Origin of the sequence: Streptomyces sp. Wb2n-11 (assembly GCF_001049855.1) — a bacterium.
Taxonomy (GTDB): domain Bacteria; phylum Actinomycetota; class Actinomycetes; order Streptomycetales; family Streptomycetaceae; genus Streptomyces; species Streptomyces altiplanensis.
The window spans coordinates 2,535,532-2,557,284 of the sequence record NZ_CVPB01000001.1; the positions used below are offsets into that span (position 1 = coordinate 2,535,532).

The 21,753-nt window shown below is 71.4% G+C and carries 20 protein-coding genes; 7 read left to right on the plus strand and 13 right to left on the minus strand.

What is annotated here, in order from left to right:
- Window positions 1-17: 17 nt before the first annotated feature.
- Entirely contained in the window at window positions 18-1,214 is a 1,197-nt protein-coding gene (locus BN1555_RS11210) for an RNA-guided endonuclease InsQ/TnpB family protein (protein WP_093799249.1), read from the minus strand.
- A 140-nt stretch (window positions 1,215-1,354) separates the two neighbouring features.
- Between BN1555_RS11210 and BN1555_RS11215 the strand changes: the two genes are divergently transcribed.
- The 4 genes from BN1555_RS11215 to BN1555_RS11230 all read left to right on the plus strand — a co-directional run bounded on the left by BN1555_RS11215 (window position 1,355) and on the right by BN1555_RS11230 (window position 5,979).
- Window positions 1,355-2,125, plus strand: a complete 771-nt coding sequence (locus tag BN1555_RS11215) for a succinate dehydrogenase/fumarate reductase iron-sulfur subunit (protein ID WP_093799250.1) — start codon at window positions 1,355-1,357, stop codon at window positions 2,123-2,125.
- Window positions 2,126-2,188: 63 nt separating this feature from the next.
- Window positions 2,189-3,037: an arylamine N-acetyltransferase family protein gene (locus tag BN1555_RS11220; protein WP_093799251.1), complete on the plus strand. Its 849-nt coding sequence runs from the start codon at window positions 2,189-2,191 to the stop codon at window positions 3,035-3,037.
- A 72-nt stretch (window positions 3,038-3,109) separates the two neighbouring features.
- Window positions 3,110-5,224, plus strand: coding sequence for a TPM domain-containing protein (locus BN1555_RS11225; RefSeq protein WP_176710267.1), 2,115 nt, complete (start codon window positions 3,110-3,112; stop codon window positions 5,222-5,224).
- 44 nt (window positions 5,225-5,268) lie between these two features.
- Window positions 5,269-5,979 carry a PspA/IM30 family protein gene (locus tag BN1555_RS11230; protein ID WP_093799253.1) on the plus strand — a complete coding sequence of 237 codons (711 nt, stop codon included), beginning with the start codon at window positions 5,269-5,271 and terminating at the stop codon, window positions 5,977-5,979.
- A 69-nt stretch (window positions 5,980-6,048) separates the two neighbouring features.
- On the opposite strand, the gene BN1555_RS11235 is transcribed toward BN1555_RS11230, so the two are convergent.
- The 8 genes from BN1555_RS11235 to BN1555_RS11270 form a co-directional block, all read right to left on the minus strand.
- On the minus strand, window positions 6,049-8,556 hold the full coding sequence (locus BN1555_RS11235; protein ID WP_093799254.1) for a SpoIIE family protein phosphatase: 2,508 nt from the start codon (window positions 8,554-8,556) through the stop codon (window positions 6,049-6,051).
- 188 nt (window positions 8,557-8,744) lie between these two features.
- Window positions 8,745-9,173: an ATP-binding protein gene (locus BN1555_RS11240; RefSeq protein ID WP_093799255.1), complete on the minus strand. Its 429-nt coding sequence runs from the start codon at window positions 9,171-9,173 to the stop codon at window positions 8,745-8,747.
- A 315-nt stretch (window positions 9,174-9,488) separates the two neighbouring features.
- Window positions 9,489-9,914, minus strand: coding sequence for a (deoxy)nucleoside triphosphate pyrophosphohydrolase (locus BN1555_RS11245; protein ID WP_093799256.1), 426 nt, complete (start codon window positions 9,912-9,914; stop codon window positions 9,489-9,491).
- 63 nt (window positions 9,915-9,977) lie between these two features.
- A complete protein-coding gene (locus BN1555_RS11250) occupies window positions 9,978-10,157 on the minus strand; it encodes a hypothetical protein (RefSeq protein ID WP_093799257.1) in 180 nt (59 codons plus the stop codon).
- Between the two features lie 180 nt (window positions 10,158-10,337).
- Entirely contained in the window at window positions 10,338-12,053 is a 1,716-nt protein-coding gene (locus tag BN1555_RS11255) for a purine-cytosine permease family protein (protein WP_093799258.1), read from the minus strand.
- Window positions 12,054-12,229: 176 nt separating this feature from the next.
- Window positions 12,230-12,982, minus strand: coding sequence for a GntR family transcriptional regulator (locus BN1555_RS11260; protein ID WP_093799259.1), 753 nt, complete (start codon window positions 12,980-12,982; stop codon window positions 12,230-12,232).
- A 287-nt stretch (window positions 12,983-13,269) separates the two neighbouring features.
- Entirely contained in the window at window positions 13,270-14,157 is an 888-nt protein-coding gene (locus BN1555_RS11265; protein ID WP_255305994.1) for an alpha/beta hydrolase, read from the minus strand.
- A complete protein-coding gene (locus BN1555_RS11270; RefSeq protein WP_093799261.1) occupies window positions 14,154-14,711 on the minus strand; it encodes a quercetin 2,3-dioxygenase in 558 nt (185 codons plus the stop codon). The genes BN1555_RS11265 and BN1555_RS11270 overlap by 4 nt, the downstream gene beginning before the upstream one ends.
- 165 nt (window positions 14,712-14,876) lie before the next feature.
- On the opposite strand from BN1555_RS11270, the gene BN1555_RS11275 reads away from it, so the two are divergent.
- The gene (locus BN1555_RS11275) at window positions 14,877-15,320 is read left to right on the plus strand and encodes a MarR family winged helix-turn-helix transcriptional regulator (protein ID WP_093799262.1); all 444 of its coding nucleotides are present in this window, start codon (window positions 14,877-14,879) and stop codon (window positions 15,318-15,320) included.
- 134 nt (window positions 15,321-15,454) lie between these two features.
- Here BN1555_RS11275 and BN1555_RS11280 read toward each other — a convergent pair whose 3' ends face one another.
- A complete protein-coding gene (locus BN1555_RS11280) occupies window positions 15,455-17,029 on the minus strand; it encodes a S8 family peptidase (protein ID WP_093799263.1) in 1,575 nt (524 codons plus the stop codon).
- A 495-nt stretch (window positions 17,030-17,524) separates the two neighbouring features.
- Window positions 17,525-18,037: a MarR family winged helix-turn-helix transcriptional regulator gene (locus tag BN1555_RS11285; RefSeq protein ID WP_093799264.1), complete on the minus strand. Its 513-nt coding sequence runs from the start codon at window positions 18,035-18,037 to the stop codon at window positions 17,525-17,527.
- Window positions 18,038-18,175: 138 nt separating this feature from the next.
- On the opposite strand from BN1555_RS11285, the gene BN1555_RS11290 reads away from it, so the two are divergent.
- Window positions 18,176-18,505: an MFS transporter gene (locus tag BN1555_RS11290; RefSeq protein WP_255306395.1), complete on the plus strand. Its 330-nt coding sequence runs from the start codon at window positions 18,176-18,178 to the stop codon at window positions 18,503-18,505.
- Window positions 18,506-18,621: 116 nt separating this feature from the next.
- Entirely contained in the window at window positions 18,622-19,053 is a 432-nt protein-coding gene (locus BN1555_RS11295) for a nuclear transport factor 2 family protein (RefSeq protein ID WP_093799265.1), read from the plus strand.
- A gap of 33 nt (window positions 19,054-19,086) precedes the next feature.
- On the opposite strand, the gene BN1555_RS11300 is transcribed toward BN1555_RS11295, so the two are convergent.
- The gene (locus tag BN1555_RS11300; protein ID WP_093799266.1) at window positions 19,087-20,160 is read right to left on the minus strand and encodes a class I SAM-dependent methyltransferase; all 1,074 of its coding nucleotides are present in this window, start codon (window positions 20,158-20,160) and stop codon (window positions 19,087-19,089) included.
- Window positions 20,161-20,565: 405 nt separating this feature from the next.
- The gene (gene ychF, locus BN1555_RS11305; RefSeq protein ID WP_093799267.1) at window positions 20,566-21,654 is read right to left on the minus strand and encodes a redox-regulated ATPase YchF; all 1,089 of its coding nucleotides are present in this window, start codon (window positions 21,652-21,654) and stop codon (window positions 20,566-20,568) included.
- Between the last annotated feature and the right edge of the window lie 99 nt (window positions 21,655-21,753).

Below are 21,753 nucleotides of genomic sequence, written 5' to 3' on the forward strand. Positions count from 1 at the left end.
TGAACGAGGGGGATTCCTCACTTCGCAGTGAGGGTTTCCTGCTTCGCAGCAGGTTGCCCCGTCCGGGAGGGCTCCCGTTGAGGTCTTACACCCGCTCCACAGGCTGTGACCGCCGGCCCGGCGGCCGGGATGTCGCGTGCCGCGTTGATGTCGCGGTCATGCGTGGTGCCGCACTCGCACGTCCACGCGCGGATGTTCAGCGGCGGTTTCTCCCGGATGGTGCCGCATACGGGGCACAGTTTGGTGGAGGGGAACCAGCGGTCGATGGTGACCAGGTTTCTTCCGTACCAGGTGCAGTTGTACTCCAGCATGGAGCGCAGATCGGTCCGGGCCGCGTCCGAGACGGCGCGGGCCGGGGTCTTGTTCCTGAGCATGTTGCGGACGGTCAGGTCCTCGATCACGATCGTTTGGTTCTCACGAACGGGCCGAGTGGTCTGCTGGTGCAGGAAGTCCCGGCGCCGGTCGGCGATCCGGGCATGGATCTTCGCAACTTCGATACGGGCCTTGTCCCGGTTGCGGGAGCCCTTCCCCTTCCTGGCCAGGGCCCGCTGGGCCCTGGCCAGGCATGCACGGTCGCGCCGTTCATGCCGGGGGTTGGTGACCTTCTCCCCGGTGGAGAGCGTCACCGGACTGGTGATCCCCGCGTCGACCCCTACGGCGGTGTCCGAGGTGGGCAGCGGCTTGACGGACGCGTCTTCGCACAGCATGGACACGAACCAGCGGCCCGCACTGTCCTGGGACACGGTCACCGTGGACGGCTGGGCTCCCTGTGGAAGGGGCCGGGACCACACGATCGCGAGCGGATCCTTCGTCTTCGCCAGCGTCAGGGCGCCGTCACGGTAGGGGAAAGCCGACCTGGTGTACTCGGCAGATCGGCGGGTCTTCTTCTCGGACTTGAACCGGGGGTGCTCCGCCCGGCCCTCGAAGAAGTCCGAGAACGCCCCTTGCAGATGCCGCAGCGTCTGCTGCAACGGCACCGACGACACCTCGGACAGGAAGGCCAGCTCTTCGGTCCTCTTCCACTGGGTGAGCATCGCCGGGGTGGTGTTGTGGTTCGCCCGCTCCTGGCGCTGGAACCACGCCACGGTGCGGGCCTCCAGCGCCAGGTTGTAGACCTTGCGGACACACCCGAACACGCGGAGCAGCTCGACTGCCTGCTCGCTCGTGGGGTGGAAGCAGTACTTGAACGCCCGCTCCACCAGCTCGGTCTTCACATCCCACCAATTACCAGACCGCTCATAAGACACGGACAGTCGGAACGGATACGCACTGAAGCCCCCGCTTCGCGGCTCCAGGCCAAGGGTGCGCTTCCTCCCCGAGCTAAAGCACGAGGTATCCACGCAAGGAGATTGGGATGAGCGGCTACACAGCGGGCTTCAGGGTCTGGCGCGGGGACGTGGACGGCGGGGCGCTGGAGGACTTCGAGGTCGAGGTGAACGAGGGCGAGGTCGTCCTCGACATCATCCACCGCCTCCAGGCCACCCGGGTGCCGGACCTGGCGGTGCGCTGGAACTGCAAGGCGGGCAAGTGCGGTTCGTGCAGCGCGGAGATCAACGGGCGGCCGCGGCTGATGTGCATGACGCGCATGTCGGTCTTCTCGCGCGAGGAGACGGTCACCGTCACACCGCTGCGGGCCTTTCCCGTCGTGCGCGACCTGGTGACGGATGTGTCCTTCAACTACGCCAAGGCGCGGGAGGTGCCCGCCTTCGTACCGCCTCCGGGGGTCGCGGCGGGCGACTACCGGATGCAGCAGATCGACGTGGAGCGTTCGCAGGAGTTCCGCAAGTGCATCGAGTGCTTCCTGTGCCAGAACACCTGCCATGTGGTGCGCGACCACGAGGAGAACAAGGAGTCCTTCGCCGGTCCGAGGTTCCTGATGCGGATCGCCGAGCTGGACATGCACCCGCTGGACGCGGCGGCCGAGGCCGGCGTCGACCGCAGGAAGACCGCGCAGGACGAGCACGGGCTCGGCTACTGCAACATCACCAAGTGCTGCACGGAGGTCTGCCCCGAGAACATCCAGATCACGGACAACGCCCTGATCCCCCTGAAGGAGCGGGCCGCCGACCGCAAGTACGATCCGCTGGTCCGGCTGGGCAGCAAGATCTTCCGGCGCCCGGAATAGAGGCGGTACGCCCCCGCGCTGCACCTGTCGCAACGAGCCGACGAGACGACGGGGAACGTACGCATGTGGAACGGTGACGCACTCGACCTGGACGCCTACCTGGCCCATCTGGGGTACGAGGGAGACCGCTCCCCCACCCTGGAGACCCTGCGCGAGCTGCACCGCGCGCACGTGCTGAACGTGCGCTGGGAGAACCTGGACGCGGTTCTGCGGGGGGACGTCCCGCTCGATCCGGCCACGCTCCGGAGCAAGATGATCGGCAACCCGCGCGGCGGCTACTGCTTCGAGCACGTCTCGCTGTACGCCGCGGCCCTGGAGCGGCTCGGTTTCACGTTCTTCGCGGTCCTGGGCCGGATCCGGATGGGCGCGCCCAAGATGCTGCCCACCACGCACGCCATGCTGATCGTGGAGATCGACGGCCGGCGCCTGCTGAGCGACATCGGCTTCGGGGCGGGCCCGCTGGAGCCGGTCGAGCTGACGGACGGCACCGAAACCACGGACGGCGTGTGGGCGTACCGGCTGCGGCGCGGGGAGGTCACGCCGGGCGCGGACGGGTGGACGCTCTACCAGCCGGCCCGTGAGGGCGAGAGCGACGACACCGGTGACGGGTGGACGGCGCGGCACACCTTCACCCTCGACCCGCAGTACCCGGTCGACTTCCGGATGGCGAACCACTTCATCGCGACGAGCCCGCACTCCCCCTTCAGCTACCGCCCCTTCGTCCAGCGGGTGCACCCCGACCGGCTGCACGTCCTGGACAACCGCACGCTGATCACCGTCAGGCCGGGCGTCGCCGGGCCGCCGGAGGTGCGGGAGCTGGAGGCGGAGGAGGTACCGAAGGTCCTGGCGGACGTGTTCGGCATCGAGCTCACCCCGGACGACGCGGACCTGCTCCTGACGAAGCTGGTCTGACCCCGGCGGCGCGGCTCGGAGCCCGTCCTCCGCTCGCGAGCCGCGCGGCACGGACATAACCTCACAGACGTGATGCGAACCGCCACCGCCCGGATCCTCCTCGGCACACTGCTCGCGGCGTGGTGCCTCGCAGTGCCCGCGGCCCCCGCATCCGCCGAAGACCCCGTCCGCCTCTCCCGCGACGGCCAGATCACCGACAGGGTGGGCGCGCTCGGCCACCGTACGAACGACGTCGAGGCCGCGCTGGGCCGCCTCTACGACACCCGCCGCGTCCAGCTCTTCGTCGTGTACGTCCGCGACTTCTCCGGGAGGCCCGGGCAGAGCTGGGCCGACGCCACCGCCGGACAGAACGGTCTCGGCAGCGACGACGTGCTGCTCGCGGTCGCCACCCACGACCGGCAGTACGCCTACTCCGTCGACCAGGGCTCGCGCCTCACCGACGCCCAGCTCGGCGACGTCGCCAGGACCGCGATCGAACCCGCCCTGCGGGGGAACGACTGGGCGGGCGCGGCGATCGGCGCCGCGAACGGCTACGCCGCGGTGCTCGCCGGGCAGCCCGTCCCGGTCCCCACGCTCACCCCGGGCGAGGCCGACCCCGGCGGCGGGGCGGGTGACGGCGTGAGCGGCGCCGGGGATCTGATGCTCCCCGTGGTCGTGGTCGGCGCGGCCGGTGCGCTGGCGGCGTACACGTACACCCGGCGCAGGAGGCGCACGAGCACCCGGACCACACCCGCCCAGGGGGCCCGGGAGGCCCAGGAGCGGGAGGTCCCGCTGCCCGAACTCGACTCCAGGGCCAGACGGGAGCTCGTCGGGGCGGACGACGCGATCCACACCAGCGAGGAGGAACTGGGCTTCGCGACCGCCCAGTTCGGCGAGGAGGCGGCCCGCCCCTTCGGCGAGGCGCTCGCGCACGCCAGGAGCGAGCTGGCCGCCGCCTTCCGGCTGCGCCAGCAGCTCGACGACGCCTGGCCGGAGGACGACGCCACCCGCCGCCGCATGCTCGAGGAGATCGTCGCCCGCTGCGCCGAGGCCAACCGCCGGCTCGACGCCGAGGCCGAGTCGTTCGACCGGCTGCGCGCCCTGGAGAAGAACGCCTCTCGGGCGCTGGCCGACGCCGAGGCGGCGTTCCGCGATCTCGCCGGGCGCACGGGCACGGCGGAGGCGGTGCTGACCGCGATGCGCGGGCGGTACGCCGACTCCGCGTCCGCGCCGGTCGCCGGCCACGCCGAGCAGGCCAAGGACCGGCTCGCCTTCGCGACCGGCAGCCTCTCCGAGGCCCGGCAGGCGGTGGACGCGGGCGACACGGGCAGGGCTGCCGTGTTCGTACGGGCCGCCGAGGGCGCCGTCGGCCAGGCGGCCACGCTCATCGACGCCGTCGACCGCCGGGCGCGCGAACTCGCCGAGGCCGCGGGCAGGCTGCCCGGCGCGCTGACCGAGACCGAGACCGACCTGGCCGACGCCCGCGGCCTTCTGGAGGGTCTCAGGTCCGCGGCGGAAGGCGGCGGGATCTCGGCCGCCGATCTCCAGGGGCGCATCGCCCGCGCGGAGGCGGTGGTCACCGGCGTACGGCAGGAGGAGCGGTCGGGGCGGTACGACCCGATCGACGCCCTGCGCCGCGTCGAGGAGGCCGACTCGGTGCTCGACGAGGCCCTGGCGGGGGCGCGCGAGCGCGAGACGGCGGCCCAGCGGGCGCGCGCCCTGCTGGGCCAGGCCACGCTCGCCGCCCGTGCCACGGTCGGGGCGGCCGCCGACTACATCACCACGCACCGGGGCGCGGTCGGCAGCCAGGCCCGCACCCGGCTCGCGGAGGCGCGGCGCCACCTCGAACGGTCCGCGGCCGCCGCACCGTCCGACGCGCCCGGCGCGCTCGCCGAGGCCCAGCGGGCGGACGCCCTGGCCCGGCAGGCGCAGAGCCTGGCCGAACAGGACGTACGCGGGTACGACGACCGGTTCGGCGGCGGCTTCGCGGGCGCGGGCGGCACGGCCGGGGGCGGCCTGGACGGGGCCGTGCTCGGCGGCATCCTCCTCGGCGGCCTCCTCGGCGGCGGCCGGGGCGCGGGCGGCTTCGGCGGGGGCGGGGGCTTCGGCAGCGGGGGCTTCGGCGGGGGCGGGGGCTTCGGCGGCGGTCCCGGCAGCTTCGGCGGCGGAGGCACACGGGGCCGCAGGGGCGGCGGCGGCCGGTTCTGACCCGTACACCGCTCGTACACCACTCAAGACCCAAGGAGACGCGCATGACGAAGCAGACGGTCCTCGGCCGCGTGACCCAGCTCGCGAGGGCCAACATCCACTCCCTCATCGACCAGGCCGAGGATCCGCAGAAGATGCTGGACCAGCTGATCCGCGACTACACCGACAACATCAGGGAGGCCGAGGAGGCCGTCGCGGCCACCATCGGCAATCTGCGGCTCCTGGAACTGGACCACGAGGAGGACGTCGAGGCGGCCCGGGAGTGGGGCGTCAAGGCGCTCGCCGCCAGCAGGAAGGCGGACGAGATGCGCGGTACCGGGCCGGCCGCGCAGGCGGACGCCTTCGACCACCTCGCCAAGGTGGCGCTCCAGCGGCAGCTCCAGTCCGAGAAGGAGGCCAAGGCCGCCGAGCCGGTCATCGCCACGCAGACGGAGGTGGTCGACAAGCTCAAGGCCGGTCTGGTGCGGATGAAGACCAAGCTGACCGAACTGACCTCCAAGCGCGACGAACTGGTGGCCCGTGCCACGTCCGCGCAGGCACAGAACCGGATGACGGACGCCGTGAAGGACATCGACGTCCTGGACCCGACGAGCGAGCTGAGCCGCTTCGAGGACAAGGTGCGCCGCGAGGAGGCGAAGGCGATGGGCAGGCAGGAGCTGGCCGCGTCGTCCCTGGACGCCCAGTTCGAGCAGTTGGACAGCCTGGGCGACGACGCCGAGATCGAGGCCAGGCTGGCCGCCATGAAAGCCCGGTGACCGGCGGCACCGGCCCCCGTACCGGCTCCGGCGCCACAGTCGGAGTCGGAGTCGGAGTCGGAGTCGGAGTCAGAAGAGGCTCAGCAGCTCGTCGACACTGAGCTCGCCCTTCCCCTTCTCCCCCGTCGGCAGGGCGAGTTCGAACCAGACCGTCTTCCCCCGCGGTGTGCGCCGCGAGCCCCACGCGGCGCTGAGCAGGTCCACCAGCTGAAGCCCGCGCCCGCCCTCGTCGGTGTCGCGGGCCCGGCGCCGCCGCGGCTGGACGAGGCCCGCGTCCCACACCTCGCACACGAGCGTACGGTCGAGGAGCAGCCGGACCCTGATCTCGCCCTCGCCGTATCGCAGAGCGTTGGTGACCAGCTCGCTGACCAGCAGTTCCGTGGTGTCCACCAGGTCTTCGAGGCCCCAGGACACCAGCTGCGCCCGCGCCAGCTCCCGCGCCCGGCCCACCGAGCGCGGCCCGCGCGACAGCCGCCAGTCGCCGACGGAACCGGCGGGCAGCCCCTGGATGCGGGCCATCAGCAGGGCGATGTCGTCCTCGCCGTGCCGGGTGTCGAGGGTGCTCAGCACGTGGTCGCAGACGTCCTCCAGGGGACGTACGGGATCGGCGAGCGCCCTGCGGAACTCGCGCAGCCCCTCGTCGAGCGGTTGGTCCCTCGACTCGACGAGCCCGTCCGTGTAGAGGGCGAGCAGCGCACCCTCGGCCATCTCGACCTCGACCTCCTCGAAGGGCTCGCCGCCGACGCCGAGCGGCATGCCCGGCGGTACGTCGAGCAGCAGCGCCTCCTCGCCCGGTTCGACGAGGACGGGCGGCAGGTGGCCGGCGTTGGCGAACGTACAGCGGCGGGTGACCGGGTCGTAGACGGCGTACACGCAGGTCGCGAGGTAGACCTCGGAGAGGTCGGCCTCGCGTGCCTTGTGGGCGGCGCGCGACGCGTGCTGCGCGCCGCTGGGCGAGCCGAGACCGCGCGCGATCTCGTCGAGGGCGGAGAGGACTTCGGCCGGCTCCAGGTCGAGGAGCGCCAGGGTCCGTACCGCCGTGCGCAGTTCGCCCATGGCGACGGCGGCGCGCAGGCCGCGGCCCATCACGTCACCGACGACCAGGGCCGTGCGGTGGCCGGGCAGTTCGATGACGTCGAACCAGTCGCCGCCCACCTCGGTCGCCGTGTTGCCGGGCAGGTAGCGGCAGGCGATGTCGAGTCCGGCGGCCTCGGGGTCGCCGGGGGGCAGCAGGCTGCGCTGGAGGATCAGGGCGCGCTCGTGCTCACGCCGGTAGAGGCGGGCGTTGTCCATGCAGACGGCGGCGCGCGCGGCGAGCTCGGTGGCGAGCGCGAGATCGCGCTCGCCGAAGGGCTCGCTCCCCTTCGCACGGGAGAACTGGGCGAGGCCGACGACGGTGTCGTGGGCGACCATCGGCACGGCGAGCGTGGTGTGGACGAGGCTGCCTTCCTCGCCGGGCACGACCCGGGCGCGGGCGGTGCGCAGGGCGCTCGCGCAGGGCGAGTGGAACGGGTAGCGGTGGACGTCGCCGACTTCGGCCGGCACCGGTTCGTCATCGCCGGCGAGGCGTGCGGGGGCGGCCGGTGGGCCGTCCGAGACCGCGCTGGCGAAGGCGACACGGCGCAGTTCGGCGCTGCCGTCGGCCCGGCCCGGCGGGGTCTCGTCACCGGCCAGGAGTCCCTGGTAGAGGTCGACGGACGCGAGGTCGCAGAAGCCGGGGACGACGACGCCGAGGAGTTCGCGGGCGGTGGTCTCCAGGTCCAGGGAGTTGCCGATGCGGGCGCCGGCCTCGTTCAGCAGGGCGAGGTTGCGGCGGGCGTCGGCAGCCTCGCGGGCGGCGACGTGGCGCCGGGTCATGTCGGTGGCGAGCCCGGCGACTCCGATGGTGCGGCCGGATCCGCTGTGCACCCGGTAGAGGTTGACCGACCAGTGCCTGCGCTCCGTCTCGCCGGGGACGGTGCCGACGATCTGCAGGTCGGTGACGGCCTCGCCGGTCTCCAGGACCCGTTCCAGGGCCGCGGTCATCCGGTCGGCCTCGGCGCGGGAGAGGTAGTCGTGGACGGTGCGGCCGCGGTGGTCGGTCGTGCTGCCGCCGAAGACGGTGGCGAAGCGCTGGTTGGCGCGCTGCACGGTGAGGTCCGTACCGAAAAGCAGGAATCCGAAAGGAGATTGACCGAAAATGGCCTGCGAGGCAGCGAGATCAGTCTCGATCCGGCGTACGGCACGGATGTCGACGACGACGCAGAGCGCGGCCCGTTCGCCGCCGGTCGCCGCGCTGGGCATCACATAGATCTCCGCGACGCCCTGCGCGCCCTCGCGGCCGGGCGCCCGGAACGGGACGAGGCCCGTCCATTCCTTGCCGTCGAGGATCCCGGCGAGCCGGTGCTGCCCGCGTCCCCGCAGCTCGGGGGGCATGAAGGTCTCGACCGGGTCCTTGCCCACGACCTCGTCGGCGGTCAGGCCGAACAGCTCTTCGGCCCGCCTGCTCCACTGCTCGACCAGCCCGTCGGGGCCCACCGAGAAGGAGGCGACGCCGATGTAGTCGTAGATCGAGCCGGGCGGGCTGTTCTGCCACATCACATCGCCAGCTGCCGCTGGTATCTCGTTCACGCGACCGTCCCCTCCAGCTCAGCGCACCGGACCGGTCCTTCCCGCAGTATTCAGCACTACGGTCCCAACCTGCACGGCGTTCACGATCACAGCACGGTCTCGTTCCTTTTCGGCCAGGAAGATTCCCCCGAGGTGATCCTTGTCCCTTCACTCTTCTAACCAGGGAGAACCAGCTCGAACCACACCGTCTTGCCCGTTCTGCCGCGGCGGGTGCCCCACCGCCGGGCAGAACAGGCCACCAGCTGCAGACCGCGTCCTCCCTCGTCATCGGGGGCCGCTGCCCGCTCCAGGGGCGGATCCGGAAGCGGGTCCGAGACCTCGACCACCAGTACGGGCCGGGTGCCCGGCGGGTGGCCGTCGGCGGCGGGGCGCAGGAGACGGACCCCGATCGGCCCGGACGCGTACCGCAAGGAATTGGTCACCAGTTCACTGACCAGCAGTACCGTCACGTCGCCGACGGTGTCCGGCAGGTCCCAGGCGCGCAGCGCGTCCCGGACGGCGTGGCGGGCGGTGCGGACGGCACCGGGTTCAGCAGGGAACGACCACTCGGCGCAGGCGCCGTCGGTGTCGATCACGCCGATCACATCCCCGATCCCAGACCTGCAGCAGACCCGCGCCCCTTTCAGGGGGGTTGGTCAGCACATACCCGATATGGAAGTCGAGCTATCGCGGTCCCTGGTGCACAGTGGCACGAACGGCGTACGGGTCCCCACCGCCCTGCCCGCCCCGGGGACCGGGCCGGGCAGGGGCCCGCAGGGGTCCGCGCGACCGGCGCGGACCGGCGCGGACCGGCGCGGGAGCCGTCCGTGCGGCGGGGCGCGGGAGCCGTCCGTGCGGCGGGGCGCGGGAGCCGTCCGCGCGGCGGGGCGCGGGAGCCGTCCGTGCGGCGGGGCGCGGCGTCACGTCTGCGCGGCGGCCCCCGGCAGAGCGCTCAGGCGGCGTACCGCCTCGGTGACGGCGGGGCGGTCCTGGACGAGCCAGTCCACGGCGTCCGCCTCGTGCGGAAGGAGCCAGCGCAGGGCGTCGTGGTCCTGGAGCGGGCGAGGGGTGCCGGACAGCAGCCGGACGGTCCACACCTGAAGGACATAACCGGGCTTCAGGGGCCACTCGCCGGGGATGCGTTCCCTCACGTCCGCCTCGACGCCCAACTCTTCACGCAGCTCGCGCACGAGCGCCTGCTCCGGACTCTCGCCGGGCTCGACCTTGCCGCCGGGCAGCTCCCAGCCGCCGGCCAGTTCGGGCGGGGCGCTGCGGCGCGCGGCCAGCAGCCGCCCCTCGTGGAACACCGCTGCGCCCACCACGACACGATCAGTCACGCCCGTCATGCCCGGAAGCCTACGGCGTACGGGGAAAGCGGCGGGACGCGGCCGCGCGGCCCGTACGGCCGGTTACTGGACGCTCTGGCCGATCCGCTCGACCCAGTACAGCTGCTTGTGGCCGCGGTTGTCGAAGCTGTCGACGATCCTCTGCGCCTCGGCCCTGGTCGCGTACCGGCCGACGCGGTACCGGTTGCCGTTGTCGTCCTGCCGTATGACCAGCCACGGGAGCACAGCGCCGCTGTCGCTCATCGTGCGCCTCCGTCCGCCGGTGTGCCCGTCTCTAAGGATCCCCAGGAAACCGCAATCCGCATATGCCCGACCCTACGCCTGACCTTTACTCAGCGGATACGCTTTTACACAAAGAGGTACGCATCAAGCCATGGGGAAGGGGGCGCACTCGACGGAGTGCGCCCCCTTCCCCGCGGCCGTTCAGCCCTCGCGCGGCGGCAGTGGCAGTGCCGGCACCGGCATCATCACGGGGCCCACCGCCTCCCCCTTGCGGCACATGTCACCGCACTCCGAGTCGAGCGAGCAGCACAGCGAGCAGACGGGCCCCGACCGGGCCGGGCAGTCGGCGACGTCCGGCAGCTCGTACGCCGTGTCGCAGTCGGCGCAGGTGTGGGTGGCGGTGATGTCGTCGACGTCGACGTGCGGGCCGTTCACCGGGTTCGGACGGGCCAGGTAGTACTTGCCCCGGGTGAGCCAGGCGATCAGAGGGCACGAGGCGAGCGCGAGACCGGCCGCGATGAAGGTGGAGAAGGCTTGGGCGTACTCGCCGAAGAGCCCGAAGAAGGCCAGGATCGAGACGGCCGAGGCGATGACCATGGCCCCGAATCCGGCCGGGTTCACCGCGTACAGATAGGCCCGCTTGAACTCGATGTACGGCGGACTCAGCCCGATCCGCTTGTTGATCACCAGGTCGGCGGCGACGGCCACGATCCACGCGATGCCGACGTTCGAGTAGAAGCCCAGCAGCTTGTTGAGGGCCGCGAACATGTTCAGTTCCATCAGCGTCAGCGCGATGGCGAGGTTGAGGAAGATGTACCAGACGCGGCCGGGGTGCCGGTGCGTGACGCGGGAGAAGAAGTTCGACCAGGACAACGAGCCGCTGTAGGCGTTGGTCACGTTGATCTTGATCTGGGAGACGACCACGAAGAGCGCGGCGGCGGGCAGGGCGACGGACCCCAGCCACGGTTTGAGCGCCTCGACCTGCGGCGCGATCGGTTCCAGCGCGTGCGTCTTGCCGACCGCCTCCAGCGCCACGAAGGCGAGGAAGGCGCCGCCGAGCTGCTTCGCCGCGCCGATGACGACCCAGCCGGGCCCCGCCGCCAGCACGGCGAGGTTCCAGCGGCGCCTGTTCGCCTCGGTCTTGGCGGGCATGAAGCGCAGGTAGTCGGCCTGCTCGCCGATCTGGGCGATGAGGGAGAGCGCGACGCCCGTACCGAGCCCGAAGGCGACCCACGAGAAGCCGGAGCCGGCCCCCTCGGTGCCGCCGAACGACGTGAACTCGCCCCAGGCGTCCGGCGCCTCGAAGGCCATCACGACGAAGGGCAGGACGAGACCGATCAGCCAGACCGGCTGCGTCCACGCCTGGACCTTCGCGAGCGCGCCCATCCCCCGGAAGACGATGGGGATGACGATCAGCGTGGTGACCAAGTACCCGATCTCGACCGGGAGGCCGACGGCCTGGTGCATGGCCTGCGCCATGATCGAGCCTTCGAGCGCGAAGAAGATGAAGGTGAAGGACGCGTAGATGAGCGAGGTCAGCGTCGAGCCGAAGTAGCCGAAGCCGGCGCCGCGCGTGATCAGGTCCATGTCGAGGCCGTACTTGGCGCAGGCACGGGCGATCGGTATGCCGGTGAGAAAGATGACGGCGGCCGCGCACAGGATCGAGGCGAAGCCGCTCGTGAAGCCGTACGTGAAGACGATCGACGCACCGATCGCGAAGTCCGCCAGATACGCGATGCCGCCGAGTGCGGTGCCCGCGACCATCGACGGCGACCAGCGGCGGAAGGAGTGCGGCGCGTACCGGAGCGAGTAGTCCTCGCGGCTCTCGTCGGCGGCGAGCCGGGCGTAACTCCGCTTGGGCGGTCGGCCGGGCTGCCTGTCAGGGGCTCTGGTCGCGGGTGTGGCGGTGTCCGTCATCGGTGGCTTCCCGTCCGTCCGGTGTGCGGGTACGAACGGGAAATTAGGACCGGGACATGACAGCCCGTCGCGGCCGTCGGTTACCCGGCCGTTACGGGGTCCGGCGGCGCGTTAACTCGGGATCACGGCGGGCGGACGGGGTGTCCGGCCATCAGCCGTCCGCCGCTTCGCGCCGGTCACTTCACGGGCAGGTGGTATGCGATCCGGTAGCGGTCGGCCGGGACCACCACGTCGGCCGTCTCGACCGCCTTCCCCGACGCGTAGTACGTCCGCTCGATGACCAGCACCGCATGGCCCGGTACGCCGCCGAGCCTGAGCAGTTCCTCCGCGAGGCCGGGCCGGGTGCCGACCTCCTCCACCACGTTGTCCACGACGATGTCGATGGCGGCCATCCGCTCGACGACGCCGCATCCGGCCAGCGGACCCTCCTCGGGCAGCATCACGGGCGTGCGCCCCGTGACGGCGAGGGGCTCCCAGGAGGTGGAGAGCATCATCGCCTCGCCGGCGTCCCTGAAGACGTACCGCGTGCGCATCACGCGGTCGCCCTCCTGGATGCCGAGCCGCTTGGCGATGGAAGCGGTCGCCCCCTCCTGCTCGCTGCCGGACTCCCAGGTGCCGCGCGCACCGGCCTCCGCCTGCTCCTGCCGGAACGGGGTCGAGGGCGTCGCCCCCCGGTAGCCGGCGCGGGAGATGCGGCGCGGGACGGGCTGCTCGCGCACGTACGTACCGGAACCGGAGCGGCCTTCCACCAGGCCCTCCGCCATCAGGACCTTGCGGGCCTCCAGGGCGACGGTGTCGGAGACGCCGTACTCCGCGCGGATGCGGGCCTGGGAGGGGAGCCGGGTGTGGGGCGGCAGGGAACCGTCGGCGATCTTCTGCCGTAGATCGCCCGCGACGCGCAGGTAGGCCGGCTGCTCACCGAATGTCACTGGCCACTCCCATCAGGTTGACAGACAGCAACAGCGTGGCAACCGTGGGTTGTCGACCGCAAGCACAGGCCAAAGTTTCACCCGAAGTGATGATTTGCTTTTACGCAGGGCCTTACCGTGGGTATGGATGTCAGGCCCTCCACCCCGGAACCGGCTTGCCTCGATTCCGCTTCCGGCCCCCGCACCCCCGTCCGGCGACTCACCGTCAGGAATGCCGCGGGCAGCGCACGCGGGGGCGGTGGGATCCGGCGCGGTGTGTGCGGGTGCGGGTGCGGGGCGAGCGGGGTTCAGGTGATCAGGCGCAGGGCGAAGCCCAGCGAGTGGGCGAAGATGTCCTCCACCTCCTCGTCGGGCAGTCCGTACCAGCCGTGGTCGGCGCCCGGCACCGTACGCAACTCGACCGGCGCGCCGGCGTCCTTGAGACCGGCGGCCAGGACTTCGCTGTGCGCGCACGACACCATGGTGTCGCGCGCGCCGTGGACGAGCAGGAAGGGCGGCGCGTCGGAGCGGACGTGCGCGACGGGGCTCGCGGCGCGGGCGCGGTCGGGGGCGGCGGCCGGGGCGGCCCCGATCAGCAGGGCCTCCGGGGTGGCCGGATCCGCGGGGTCGTAGCCGTCCCGGGGAGTGGTCAGGTCGCTCGGGCCGTACCAGACGACGGCGCCGGCCAGGGGCGGGTCGGTGTGGGTGAGGGCGAGGTGGGAGGCGAGGTGTCCACCGGCGGACTCCCCCCACACCACCGTCCGCCCGGTGTCGATGCCGAGCTCCGACGACCGCAGCGTGAGCCAGCGCAGCGCGGTGCGGAGGTCGTCCAGGGGGGCGGGGAAGGCGGCCTCGCCGCTGAGCCGGTAGTCGGCGCAGGCGACCGCGGCCCCCGCCGCCGCGATGCGGGCGAAGGGTCCCGGGGCCCAGTCGCGCGTACGCAGGCCCATGTCGTCGCGCCGTCCGCGGCGCCAGGCGCCGCCGTGCACGAACAGCACCAGCGGGGCGGGGCCGGCCGGGGCGGCCCGGGGCAGCCACAGGTCCAGTTCCAGCGGGCGGCTGCCCTCGACGGCGCCGCAGGGGACGCCGCGCAGCACGCGTACACCGGACTCGTACGCGACAGAGGGCGGCAGGGGGGCGACGTCCGGGTGAGGCCCGGCGATCAGCTCCCGCAGCGAGGGACGGCCGGGCCTCACCGCGTCCGCCACTGATGGTCGGGCAGGAAGCGCACGTCGTACTCCTGGGGGACGGTGCCGAACTTGTGGGGTTCGGGTACGACGGGCTCCCTCGGCAGGCCCAGCCCCTCGGCGGGCGCGCCGAGGTTCTCGAAGAACCGCTCGAAGGTGCCTCCGGGGCCGGCGGCGACGCCGACGACCTGGCTGTGGTGGCGCTCCATGCGGTAGGCGTGCCGGCAGTTCTTCGGCACGAAGCCGAAGTCGCCGGGGGTGAGGAGCTTTTCCTGCTGGTTGCCCTCGGTGTCCTCGACGAACAGCCGGACCGCGCCCTGGGTGATGTAGAAGACCTCGTGGGTGTCGGTGTGCAGGTGGGCCGGGATGAGGTCGCCCTTGGGGCCTTCGACGGTGAAGAAGTTGAAGGTGTTCTCGGTCTGCTCGCCGCCCGCGTAGATGGTGATCAGGTCGCCGAACAGGTGGGCGCGGTCCCCCTCGCCCTTCTCGATGAAATAGGGCTTCCCCGGTTCGGCGGGGATGCGCGAGGCACGCCGGTGGCGGGTGGCGTACTCGATCGTCATGGGTTCTCCCAGGGTCGGCTTCGCACAAGGAATGTCAGGTAGCCTGACATAAATGTAGGCCGACGGGCAAGCCACCGGCAATAAACTCGTCCCCGTCAGCCCGCCGCCCCGTCCGCCCGGCCGCCCGCTGCCCACCCCCCGCCGCGAGGAACACGTGAGGAACAGATGAACGCCACCGGCCGCGACCTTCCCCGGTTGCTCGGCGACGCCCGGCGCTGGTTCGAGGACGCGCTGCTGGCGACCCTGGAAGAGGCCGGCGCGGTGCCGGTGTCCCCGACCCAGGTCCGGCTCTTCGCCGTACTGGACGAGCAGGGCACCACGGTCTCCGAGCTCGCCCGGCGGATGGGCGTCACCCGGCAGACCGCGCACCAGGCCGTGCACGGCCTGGTCGCCGACGGGCTGCTGGAACAGGTCCCCGACCCCGCCTCCGCCCGGCAGCGGCTGATCCGGCGCACCCCGGAGGGCGAACGCGCGCACCACCGGGCCGGCGTCATCCTCGGAAGGCTGGAGGAGGAGCTGGCCGCGCGGATCGGCCGCGAGGCGGTCGACGCCCTGCGGGCGGCACTGGAGGCACCGTGGGGCCGGCCGTCCCCCCTGGACCCGGCCTGACTGACGGCCACCGAGGTGCACGGCGGCCCGGGGAAAGCGGGGCGCGGACACACGACAGGGGGCGGCCGCCGAAGCGACCGCCCCCCCTTCATCCGTTCAGCGCGCCGGAGCGCGTGGGAACGTGCCGGAACGCGTCAGAACTGGAGCGCCCAGGAGTCGATCTTCCCGATGTCGTTCGCCGCGTTGTCACTGACCCGCAGCTTCCACGTGCCGTTGGCCACCTCCGAAGAGGCGTTGACCGTGTACGTGGTGATCAGGTTGTCGCTGCTGCCGCCCGTGCCGTAGCCCTTGAGGGTGTAGGCGGTGCCGTCGGGGGCGATCAGATCGACCTTGAGGTCACCGATGTACGTGTGCTTGATGTCGACCGGCACGCTCAGCGCCGCGGGCGCGTTGCCGGTGACGCCGCTGACGGTGACCGGCGACTCCACGGTGGCGTTGTCGCGGATCGTGTAGTCGGTGAGGTTCTCGAACCGCTTGCCGGGCGGCGGGGTGGTGCCGCCCGTGCCGACGTACAGCAGGCGGTTCGGCGAGCCGGTTCCGGGGCTGGTCACGACGCCCGTCGTGGCGGCCGAGGTCAGCGCGGTGGAGACCTGGGACGGGGTGGCCGTCTGGTTGGCCGCCAGGTAGAGCGCGGCCGCGCCCGCGACGTGCGGGGAGGCCATCGACGTACCGGAGATGGTGTTCGTCGCCGTGTCGCCGGTGCTCCAGGACGAGGTGATGGACGAGCCCGGCGCGAAGATGTCGAGGACGCTGCCGTAGTTGGAGTAACTCGCCCTGGCGTCGGTGCTGGTGGTGGCGCCGACCGTGATCGCCTCGGCCACCCGGGCGGGCGACTTGGTGGAGGCGTCGGTGGACTCGTTGCCCGCGGCGACGGCGTAGGTGATGCCGGCGGCTACGGAGTTGCGTACGGCCGTGTCGAGGGCGGCGTCGGCGCCGCCGCCGAGGCTCATGTTCGCGACGGCCGGCTTGACGGCGTTCTTCGTCACCCAGTCGATGCCCGCGACGACCTGCGCGGTGGTGCCCGACCCCTGGTTGTTGAGGACGCGGACGCCGACGACCTTGGCCTTCTTGGCGACGCCGTACGCGCCGCCCGCGACCGTGCCGGCGACGTGCGTGCCGTGGCCGTGGCCGTCCTGCGCGGTGTTGTCGTTGTCGATGGCGTCGTAGCCGTAGGAGGCACGGCCGCCGAAGTCGCTGTGGGTGATGCGCACGCCGGTGTCGATGACGTACGCCGTGACGCCCTCGCCGGCGGTGTCCGGGTAGGTGTAGCTCTGGTTCAGCGGCAGTGCCTTCTGGTCGATGCGGTCCAGGCCCCAGGACGGCGGGCTGGGCTGGGTCGCGCTGACGGTGAAGGTGCGGTTCTGCACGACGGAATCGACGGCCGGGTCGGCGGCGAACTTCTTCGCCTGTGCCTCGGACAGCTCGACGGCGTACCCGTTGAGGGCCGCGGTGTACGTCTTCTTGATCTTGGCGCCGTACTCCTTGGCCAGCGCCTTGCCCTCCGCCGAGCCGGCGTCCGCCGCCGCCTCGTCAAGGGTCACGATGTAACTGCCCGCGATGGTTCCGGGGGCTCCGGCGTTCTGGATCCGGCCCTCGGCGGCGGTGGCCGCGGTGGCGGGGAGGGCGGAGGCCGCGCCGAGCGCGAGGGCTACGACGGCGGTGGCACTGGCTGCGGCAATTCTTCGCCGGGAACTACGCATCACGGACATGTGAGGGGTCCTCCTCATTGGCGGTGCGCTGGTGGGGGGTGGTGCGGCGGTGCGACAGCTCGACAGGGGCATGACAAAATGACGCTTCGGGGTCCGCGTCGTTTCCCGCGTCTTGCCGCCAGGCGAAAGATTGGCGCATCCATAGGAATCCCACAAGAGTCAATTCGGACCCGCAATACGCCTGCCACACACCCGACATGAACGATCACCGCGCGGAGGGCTTCCCCGCGCTTCCCGCATGACGACTCCGGCCACCCCGGACACTCCAACCACTCCGGTCACCCCGGCAACTCCACCGAATCCGGCGGCGGCGCCGACCTGCCACCGCCCCGCCGACGGCTCCCGCCCCCGCTCCCCCTCCCGCTCCCGCTCCCGCTCCCGCTCCCGCCGAGGGCATCGCCGTCCCGCGTCCGCCGCGCGCCCGTCAGATCCTCTGCGCCGTACGGGAGTCGGGCGGCACGTTCCCGACCGCGCCCGTTCCCGTGCCCGCGACCGTCAGCCGATCGACGTGTCGCCGAAGGTCTCCAGCAGCTTGCGCAGGGAGTCGCCGAGGCGGTCGCTCTCCTCACGACCCAGCGCGCGCAACATGCGGGCCTCGTTGGCGAGGTGGGCGGCCATGTACTCGCGGGTGACCTCGTGACCGTGGTCGGTGAGCCGGATACGCACCGTGCGCCGGTCTCCGCCGCTCTCTTCACGCACGCGCTCGACCAGCCCTTTGGCCTCCATGCGGTCGATGCGGTTGGTGATCGCGCCGGAGGTCACCATGGCGGCCTTGAGGAGCGCGCCGGCCGGCAGGGCGTACGGCGGACCGGAGCGCTGGAGGGTGGTGAGGACGTCGACCTCGCCCAGTTCGAGGCCGCGTTGGGCCGCGAACGTCCTGAACTCCTTGTCCAGTACGCGCCCGAGACGCTGAAGCCGGCCGAGAACGTGCACGGGCCAGAGGTCCTCCTCCAGGTCCGGGCGCTCCGCGACCCACTGGCCGATGATCGCGTCCACCGCGTCGCTCATCCTGATTCCCTTCAACGCAAGCTATCTCAACGTTAAGACACTTGACGTTGAGATAGTGGGGCTATTTTATCTCAACGTTGAGATTATCAAGCCTGAACAACAGGAGCTCGGTCCACCGCCACCATCGGCACGGGCCAGCTGGCCGCCCTCCTCGCCGGCTCCCTCCTCTCCCCGGTCCTCGCCGCGCTCTCCGCCCGGTTGGGCAGGCGCAGGGTCCTCACGGTCCTGGTCGCCCTGGGCGCGCTGGCGCCGGTGACGGCCGCAGTGACCTCCTGGGCGCCGCTGCTCCTCCTCGTGGCCGCGGTCGCGGTCCTCACGACCACGGCGGGAAACGCCACCCTCGCGGTGTACGCGACCCAGGCCGCCCCCGGCTTCCAACGCCCCACGGTGATCGGGCTGTTCAGCCTCTGCTACCAGCTCGGCGGCGCGTTCGGCCCGGCGATCGCCGCCCTGATCGCCCTGGCCTGATCACCCCGACCCGATCACCCGGCCCGGCCGGCGATGCCACCGGCACAGATGCCGCATTCGTACCGCCCTGTGGGAAAATGGGACGGACATGCCACCACGCACACCGGAGGTGGATCGTGGGACAGGCACGCGAGGTCATGGACCGGCTCACCGAGGCGCTCACCACGGGAACGGACCTCAAGGCCGTCATGGAGTGTTTCGCGGAGGACGCGGTCGCCGTCACGCCGGACGGAGAGATCCGGGGCCGGGAGAACATCGGTGAGTACTGGCGTCAGATGACGGACGCGATCCCGGACAGCACGTACGAGACGGCGTACACGCACGAATCCGGCAACACGGCGATCGACGAGGGCTACTTCACCGGCAGGAACACCGGCCCACTGGTGCTGCCGTCCGGCGAGAGCCTGGAACCGACGAACAAGGAAGTGAGGGTACGGGGCTGCGACATCGCGACGGTCGAGGACGGCAGGATCGTCAGCTACCGGCTGTACTTCGACCAGCTGGACTTCCTGGGCCAGCTCGGCCTCCTGCCGAACGCACCGGTCTGATCCGGGAGGTGGCGGCGGAAGTGGCGGCGCCGGTCACCGGCTGCGCTTGCGGGCCACGTAGTACACGTTGAGGACGTCGCCCTCCACCTCACGCACCTCGACGTCGTCGAACCCCGCCTCCCCGAGCATCCGCAACGCCCGCTGCGTACCCCACACCGTGCCGAGACCGGCGCCGCCCTCCCCGAGCGAGACGGTCATGCAGTAGAAGACCGAGAAGGCGTAGAGGGTGGGGCCGAGCGGGTGGCCGATGTTCTCCTCCAGCTTGCTGGAGGCGGCGATGTCGCCCATCAGGAACACCCCGTCGTCCCGCAGCGCACCCGCGACGGCCGACAGGGCGCGCTCCGGCCGCGCCAGGTCGTGGATCACGTCGAAGGCCGTGATCAGGTCGTACGTCCCGGACAGTTCGGCGGTGTCGGACACGACGAACCTGGCGTTGTCCAGCCCGAACCGCTCCGCCTCCTCCCACGCCGCCGCGATGCCCGTGTCGGAGATGTCCACGCCGAGGAACCGGCTGGCGGGGAAGGCCCGGGCCAGCAGATTCACCGCGTGGCCCTGCCCGGTGCCGATGTCCAGCGCGTCGATGCCCTCGTTCAGCCGCTCGGTGAGCCCGGGCGCCAGCGGGATGATCGCGTCGACCAGCGCGGCGTCGTACACCCGCGCCGTCTCCTCGGCCTGGAGCTCCTGGAATCGCGGATACGCCGAGTACGGGACGCCGCCGCCCCGGCGGAACGCGTCGAGCACCTTGTCCTCGACAGAGCCCAGCAGTGCCAAATCCTGCATGAAGGAGGCGAGGTTGCCGGGGCCTGCGGCCCGGACGAGCGAGGCGGCGTGCTCGGGCGGCAGCCGGTACGTACCGCCGGCCGGGTCGTACTCGACGAAGCCGCCCACCGTCATGCCGCCGAGCCACTCCCGCACGTACCGCTCGTCGAGGCGGGCGGCCTCGGCGATCTGCGCGCTGGTCGACGGCGGCAGGCCGGACATGACGTCGAACAGTCCCGTCCGGTGGCCGAGACTGCACAGATACCCCAGGCAGGAATCGTTGAGCACCTGCCCCATCCGCTCCGCGAACCGCTCCTGCCGCACCGGGTCCAGCGTCTGCTCAGACATCACAGTCTCCCTCCGGAGGCCGGAGAATTCTGACCGTTTTTCCCGATATTACGCCGGGCCCCACCGGCACCACGACGGCGAAGAAGGCCGCCCGCCCGCTCCTTCGCAGGTCGGACGGCCTTTCCCCACTCCCTGACCGGAGGATCCCACCGCCGGCGCGAAGGTCCTGGCCCGCCGTCCGCCGCCCGCCGTCCGCCGCCCGCCGCCCGCCGCCCGCCGTCCCCGCCTACGGCCGGACGAGCCGACCCGCACTACCTGCGCACTCGCAGGCATCCTTCGAAGCCCGCTCCGCCCCGAGGCAACCGAAAGTGGACACGACAACGCGGAAGGGGCCGGACTCCCCGGAGTCCGGCCCCTTCCGGTCTGTGCTTTCGGCGAATCACCCAGCAGCAGACAGCGAGTCGATCAGACGTTGAAGCGGAACTCCACCACGTCGCCGTCCTGCATGACGTAGTCCTTGCCCTCCATGCGGGCCTTGCCCTTCGCGCGGGCCTCGGCGACCGAGCCGGTCTCGACCAGGTCGGCGAAGGAGATGACCTCGGCCTTGATGAAGCCCTTCTGGAAGTCGGTGTGGATCACACCGGCCGCCTCGGGGGCCGTCGCGCCCTTCTTGATCGTCCAGGCGCGGGTCTCCTTGGGGCCTGCCGTCAGGTAGGTCTGGAGGCCCAGGGTGTCGAAGCCGACGCGGCCCAGGGTGGCGAGGCCGGGCTCCTCCTGGCCCATGGACTGGAGGAGTTCCAGGGCCTCCTCGTCGTCGAGCTCGATCAGCTCGGACTCGATCTTCGCGTTGAGGAAGATCGCCTCGGCGGGGGCGACGAGCGCGCGCTGCTCGTTCTTGAAGTCCTCGTCGACCAGCTCGTCCTCGTCGACGTTGAAGACGTAGAGGAACGGCTTGGTGGTGAGGAGGTGGAGCTCGTGGAGGAGCTGCCCCTTCTCCGTGCCGGCGGTGATGCCGGCGGCGAAGAGGGTGGTGCCCGCTTCGAGGATCTTCTGGGCTTCCTCGACCGCGGCCAGGACCGCGACCTTCTCCTTCTGGAGGCGGGACTCCTTCGTCAGGCGCGGCACCGCCTTCTCGACGGACTGGAGGTCCGCCAGGATCAGCTCGGTGTTGATCGTCTCGATGTCGTCCTTGGGCGAGACCTTGCCGTCGACGTGTACGACGTTCTCGTCCTTGAAGGCCCGGATGACCTGGCAGATCGCGTCGGACTCGCGGATGTTCGCCAGGAACTTGTTGCCCAGGCCCTCACCCTCCGAGGCGCCGCGGACGATGCCGGCGATGTCGACGAAGTCGACCGTGGCGGGGAGGATCTTCTGGGAGTTGAAGATCTCGGCGAGCTTCGCCAGGCGGGGGTCGGGGACGCCGACGACACCGACGTTGGGCTCGATGGTGGCGAACGGGTAGTTGGCCGCCAGCACGTCGTTCTTGGTCAGGGCGTTGAAAAGGGTCGACTTGCCGACATTCGGCAGGCCGACGATTCCGATCGTGAGCGACACGTTGGCGACTTCCTGGAGTGAGGACTGGCCCGGGAGTGGACCGATTCCCCAGTTTACGGGCGTGCCCCGTCGGACCCACGACCGGAAGGGTGAGTGGCC

Bases quoted from the DNA above. Each gene is read 5' to 3' on its own strand.
- BN1555_RS11215 (WP_093799250.1), top strand. From the start codon at position 1,355: ATGAGCGGCTACACAGCGGGCTTCAGGGTCTGGCGCGGGGACGTGGAC.
- BN1555_RS11220 (WP_093799251.1), top strand. From the start codon at position 2,189: ATGTGGAACGGTGACGCACTCGACCTGGACGCCTACCTGGCCCATCTG.
- BN1555_RS11225 (WP_176710267.1), top strand. From the start codon at position 3,110: ATGCGAACCGCCACCGCCCGGATCCTCCTCGGCACACTGCTCGCGGCG.
- BN1555_RS11230 (WP_093799253.1), top strand. From the start codon at position 5,269: ATGACGAAGCAGACGGTCCTCGGCCGCGTGACCCAGCTCGCGAGGGCC.
- BN1555_RS11235 (WP_093799254.1), bottom strand. From the start codon at position 8,556: ATGTGGCAGAACAGCCCGCCCGGCTCGATCTACGACTACATCGGCGTC.
- BN1555_RS11245 (WP_093799256.1), bottom strand. From the start codon at position 9,914: ATGACGGGCGTGACTGATCGTGTCGTGGTGGGCGCAGCGGTGTTCCAC.
- BN1555_RS11250 (WP_093799257.1), bottom strand. From the start codon at position 10,157: ATGAGCGACAGCGGCGCTGTGCTCCCGTGGCTGGTCATACGGCAGGAC.
- BN1555_RS11255 (WP_093799258.1), bottom strand. From the start codon at position 12,053: ATGACGGACACCGCCACACCCGCGACCAGAGCCCCTGACAGGCAGCCC.
- BN1555_RS11270 (WP_093799261.1), bottom strand. From the start codon at position 14,711: ATGACGATCGAGTACGCCACCCGCCACCGGCGTGCCTCGCGCATCCCC.
- BN1555_RS11275 (WP_093799262.1), top strand. From the start codon at position 14,877: ATGAACGCCACCGGCCGCGACCTTCCCCGGTTGCTCGGCGACGCCCGG.
- BN1555_RS11280 (WP_093799263.1), bottom strand. From the start codon at position 17,029: ATGTCCGTGATGCGTAGTTCCCGGCGAAGAATTGCCGCAGCCAGTGCC.
- BN1555_RS11285 (WP_093799264.1), bottom strand. From the start codon at position 18,037: ATGAGCGACGCGGTGGACGCGATCATCGGCCAGTGGGTCGCGGAGCGC.
- BN1555_RS11300 (WP_093799266.1), bottom strand. From the start codon at position 20,160: ATGTCTGAGCAGACGCTGGACCCGGTGCGGCAGGAGCGGTTCGCGGAG.